Origin of the sequence: Micromonospora sp. M51 (assembly GCF_018070305.1) — a bacterium.
GTDB classification, from domain to species: domain Bacteria; phylum Actinomycetota; class Actinomycetes; order Mycobacteriales; family Micromonosporaceae; genus Micromonospora; species Micromonospora parva.
This window is the reverse complement of the sequence record NZ_JAGPXZ010000526.1, coordinates 1-4,431: the sequence shown is the minus strand read 5'-3', so window position 1 is coordinate 4,431 and position 4,431 is coordinate 1. Positions and strand designations below refer to the sequence as shown.

At 72.1% G+C, this 4,431-nt stretch carries 5 protein-coding genes; 4 read left to right on the top strand and 1 reads right to left on the bottom strand.

Annotated features, from left to right (window positions below; all coding sequences use genetic code 11):
- On the bottom strand, positions 1-556 hold a 556-nt coding region (locus tag KBX53_RS23685; RefSeq protein WP_210861715.1), incomplete at its 3' end, for an aldo/keto reductase.
- A 63-nt stretch (positions 557-619) separates the two neighbouring features.
- On the opposite strand from KBX53_RS23685, the gene KBX53_RS37175 reads away from it, so the two are divergent.
- From KBX53_RS37175 to KBX53_RS23665, 4 genes are all read left to right on the top strand, one after another.
- On the top strand, positions 620-1,531 hold the full coding sequence (locus tag KBX53_RS37175) for a helix-turn-helix domain-containing protein (RefSeq protein WP_036412359.1): 912 nt from the start codon (positions 620-622) through the stop codon (positions 1,529-1,531).
- 291 nt (positions 1,532-1,822) lie between these two features.
- Positions 1,823-3,535 (top strand): nitrite/sulfite reductase, encoded by a 1,713-nt coding sequence (locus tag KBX53_RS23675; protein WP_030336675.1) that lies wholly within the window; start codon positions 1,823-1,825, stop codon positions 3,533-3,535.
- Positions 3,532-3,693, top strand: coding sequence for a hypothetical protein (locus tag KBX53_RS23670; RefSeq protein WP_167337345.1), 162 nt, complete (start codon positions 3,532-3,534; stop codon positions 3,691-3,693). The genes KBX53_RS23675 and KBX53_RS23670 overlap by 4 nt, the downstream gene beginning before the upstream one ends.
- Positions 3,690-4,431: phosphoadenylyl-sulfate reductase (locus KBX53_RS23665; protein WP_210861713.1), on the top strand; the 742-nt coding region annotated here is incomplete at its 3' end. The genes KBX53_RS23670 and KBX53_RS23665, both read left to right, overlap by 4 nt.

Here is a 4,431-nt window from a genome sequence, read left to right as displayed (position 1 = left end):
CCACCCGCCACACCATCGAGTACTGCGGCTGGTTGGCGATGAACGGGATGCGCAGCTCGGCGGCGAGCCGCAGGCCCTCGCGCAGCTGCGGGGCGGTCCACTCGGAGGCGCCGACGTAGAGCACCTTGCCCTGGCGGACCAGGTCGGCGAAGGCGAGCATCGTCTCCTCCAGCGGCACGCTGTCGTCGTACCGGTGCGCCTGGTAGAGGTCGACGTAGTCGGTGCCCAGCCGGCGCAGCGAGGCGTGGCAGCCCTCGATGATGTGTTTGCGGGACAGCCCGGCGTCGTTGGCCCCCGGCCCGACCGGTAGGCACACCTTCGTGCACAGCTCGATCGAGCTGCGCCGGACGCCGCTCAGCGCCTTGCCCAACGCCTCCTCGGCCCGCCCCTGGGCGTACCGGTCGGCGGTGTCGAACGTGGTGATGCCCGCATCCAGGGCGGCCTTCACGCACGCGGCCGCCGCGTCGTCGTCGAGCTGGTTGCCGTGGGTGACCCAGTTGCCGTACGCGACCGCGCTGACGCGCAGGCCCGACCGGCCCAGTTGCCTGTACTCCATACCGAGGATCCTCGGGCCGCCCCGCGCTGTCGCCGAACCGTTCGACCGTGGTCGAATCCGTGGGTGATCGAGGTTCGGTTCTCGCCCGACGACCTGAGCCGGGTCCGGTTCGTGCACTCGCCGCTGGCCGAGTTGGTGGCCAGCTCCTGGGCGTTACGCAAGCCGACGAAGTACTGGATGCACCGCCCGTGGCGGGAACGCGCGGAGCGGCTGCTGCCGGACGCCGGCCTGGAGCCGCTGCTGACGGTGCTCAGGTCGTCCAACGGTTACGTACCGGATTTCCTCACCCCGATCGGGGCGGCACCGAACCTGGCCGCCGAGCTGCGGGCGGTCGCCGGCACCGACCCGTCCGTGGTGCGCCGGCAACTGGACCGGGCCGGCGCGCCCCGGCTGACACCGGACGAGCTGGTCGCGCAGCTCCACCGATACTTCACACTGCTGATCGCACCGGACTGGCCCCGACTGCGGGCGCTCGCACTGGCCGACATCCGGCGGCGGACGCTGCTCGCTGCCGAGCAGGGTGGGCGCATCCTGCTCCGCGAGCTGCACCCGTTGATCCGCTGGGACGGCGCGGCACTGCGGGTCGCCGTCGGCACGAGCCTGCCGGCCGGCCTGGACGGACGCCCGTGGACGCTGCTGCCCACCTCCTTCTCCGGGCCGACGGTGCACGCGATCATGGAGGGCGATGCCGGCCCGGCCCTCTGCTATCCGCCCAGTGGGCTGGGCGGGCTGTGGGCTTCGCCGCCGCCCAGCGCCGCGCTGGCCGCCCTGCTCGGCGGTACGCGGGCGGCGGCCCTCGCCCTGCTCGACGCACCGCTGAGCACCGGTGAGCTGGCCGCGATGCTGGGTCTCGCGCCGGCGACCGCGTCGCACCACCTCACCACGCTGCGGGACAACGGCCTGATCGTCGGCGTACGCCAGGGACGGGTGGTGCGTTATGCCCGAACTGTCCTCGGTGACCAACTGGTCGGCTGACCTCCGGCCCGTGATGTGGGATCCAGCACGCGGACATTGGCCGGCCCCCATGGGGTGTGGCAGCATGAGCCCATGACCGCCGCAGTCGTCCGCCGCTTCGTGGCACGTCGCCACGTCGATTACGGCCGCGTGCGCAGCGCGATCTGTCCGGCCAACTGACGACGCCCGACCAATCCGTCTCGGGCGCGCTCCGCGCCGGCTGTCCCCGACACCGTTGTCTTGCCCGCTTCGCCGGGCCGGCCGCCGCGCCCCGCGTGCCCCGAGGCACAGCAGACAACGGAGGACGCCGCGATGGCGGTCAGCAGCATCCCGGCCCGTTCCGAGGACCCGACGGCTCGCCCGACCCGAGCGCCGCGCCGGCCACGGGGTGAGGGTCAGTGGGCGCTCGGCCACCGTGAGCCGCTCAACCCCAACGAGCGGATCAAGAAGGACGACGACCCACTCAACGTTCGAGCCCGCATCGAAACCATCTACGCGCACCGCGGCTTCGCCTCCATCGACCCGCAGGACCTGCGCGGCCGGTTCCGCTGGTGGGGCCTCTACACCCAGCGCAAGGCGGGCATCGACGGTGGGCGCACCGCCGTGCTGGAGCCGCACGAGCTGGAGGACGAGTTCTTCATGCTCCGGGTCCGCATCGACGGCGGTCAGCTCAGCCTGGCCCAGCTGCGGGTGATCGCGGACATCTCCCGGGAGTTCGCCCGGGACACCGCCGACATCACCGACCGGCAGAACATCCAGTACCACTGGATCCGGGTCGAGGACATGCCGGAGATCTGGCGTCGGCTGGAGTCGGTCGGCCTGCAGACCACCGAGGCGTGCGGCGACTGCCCGCGGATCGTGCTGGGCAGCCCGGTCGCCGGGGTGGCCCGCGACGAGCTGCTCGACCCGACCCCGGCGATCGACGAGATCGTCTCGCGGTACGTCGGTGACAAGCAGTTCTCCAACCTGCCCCGCAAGTTCAAGACGTCGATCTCCTGGCTGGTGGACACCCCGTACGAGTCGAACGACATCGCCTTCCTCGGTGTCGACCACCCCGAACACGGCCCCGGCTTCGACGTCTGGGTCGGCGGGGGTCTCGCCACCAACCCGATGCTCGCCAAGCGGCTCGGCGTCTGGGTGCCGCTGGCCGAGGTGCCGGACGTGTGGGCCGGGGTGGTCGGGATCTTCCGCGACTACGGCTACCGCCGACTGCGCAACCGGGCCCGGCTGAAGTTCCTGGTGGCCGACTGGGGCGTGGAGCGCTTCCGCGAGGTGCTGGAGAAGGACTACCTCGGTCGTACGCTGCTCGACGGCCCAGCGCCGATCCTGCCCTCGAAGCCGATCGACCACGTGGGCGTGCACGAGCAGGCCGACGGGCGGCACTACGTGGGCGCCGCCCCGGTGGTCGGGCGGGTTTCCGGCGCGCAGCTCAGCCAGCTCGCCGACGTGGTCGAGGCGCACGGCAGCGACCGGGTGCGGCTCACTCCGTACCAGAAGCTGCTGGTGCTCGACGTGCCGTCGGAGCGGACGGAGTCGCTCGTCGACGCGCTGCGCGGGATCGGTCTGGAGGCCCGGCCGTCGGCCTGGCGGCGCGGCACGATGGCGTGCACCGGCATCGAGTACTGCAAGCTCGCCATCGTCGAGACGAAGGCCCGTGGCGAGGAGTTGGTGGCCCGGCTGGAGCAGCGGCTGCGCGACTTCGACGCGGACATCTCGATCCACATCAACGGCTGCCCGAACGCGTGTGCCCGCACCCAGGTGGCCGACATCGGGCTGAAGGGCCAACTGGTGGTCGGCCCGGACGGCCGGCAGGTCGAGGGTTTCCAGGTGCACCTGGGCGGCGGCCTGGGCATGGCGCAGGGGCAGACCGCCGGGTTCGGCCGCAAGCTGCGCGGCCTGAAGACCACCGCCGACGAGCTTCCGGAGTACGTGGAACGGCTGGCCCTTCGCTACCTGGCCGGTCGCAGCGAGGGCGAGACGTTCGCCAACTGGGTGATCAGAGTCGACGAGGAGGAACTGCGGTGAGCAGCGAGAACCGAGCGGCACCTCTGCACTGCCCGTACTGCGGCGAGGAGGACCTGCGGCCGCACGAGTCGGGGCACGGCGCCTGGGAGTGCCACGCCTGCACCCGGGTCTTCTCGGTGAAGTTCATCGGGCTGCTCAGCCGGACGGTGACCCGGTGAGCGCGGGTCTCGTCTCGGCCACGAGCCTGCGCCTGGTGGGCCCGGGCGCCTCGGCACCGGCCGACCCGAGCGGGCGCAGCCCGGACGAGCTGCGGGCCCTGGCCGAGCAGGCCGCTCGGGACCTGGAGGGCGCCCCGGCACTGGAGATCGCCCGCTGGGCGGCGCAGACCTTCGGCGAGCGGTTCTGCGTGACCAGCTCGATGGCCGACGCCGTGCTGGCGCACCTGGTGTCCCGGGTGGCTCCCGGGGTGGACGTGGTCTTCCTCGACACCGGGCTGCACTTCCCCGAGACGCTGCGGGTCCGTGACGAGGTGGCCCGGACGCTGCCGGTGAACGTCCGGTCGATCCGGCCCCGGCTCACCGTCGGCCAGCAGGACGGCCAGTACGGTCCGCGACTGTTCAACAAGTCACCGGACGACTGCTGCCAGCTGCGCAAGGTGGAGCCGCTGGAGCGGGCGCTGAGCGGGTACGACGCCTGGGCCGCCGGTCTGCGTCGGGACGAGTCGCCGACCCGGGCCAACACCCCGGTGGTGACCTTCGACGCGCGCCGCGGCAAGGTCAAGGTGAACCCGATCGCGGCCTGGTCGCAACGGGACGTGGACGCCTACATCGCCCGGTTCAACGTGCCGGTCAACGAACTCTTCAAGCAGGGGTACGGGTCGATCGGCTGCTGGCCGTGCACCCGCCGTACGAAGGCCGGCGAGGACGCGCGGGCCGGCCGGTGGGCGATGTTCGAGA

What these genes read in the sequence shown, in the direction of transcription:
- KBX53_RS23675 (WP_030336675.1), top strand. Translation starts at nt 1,823, where the DNA reads ATGGCGGTCAGCAGCATCCCGGCCCGTTCCGAGGACCCGACGGCTCGC.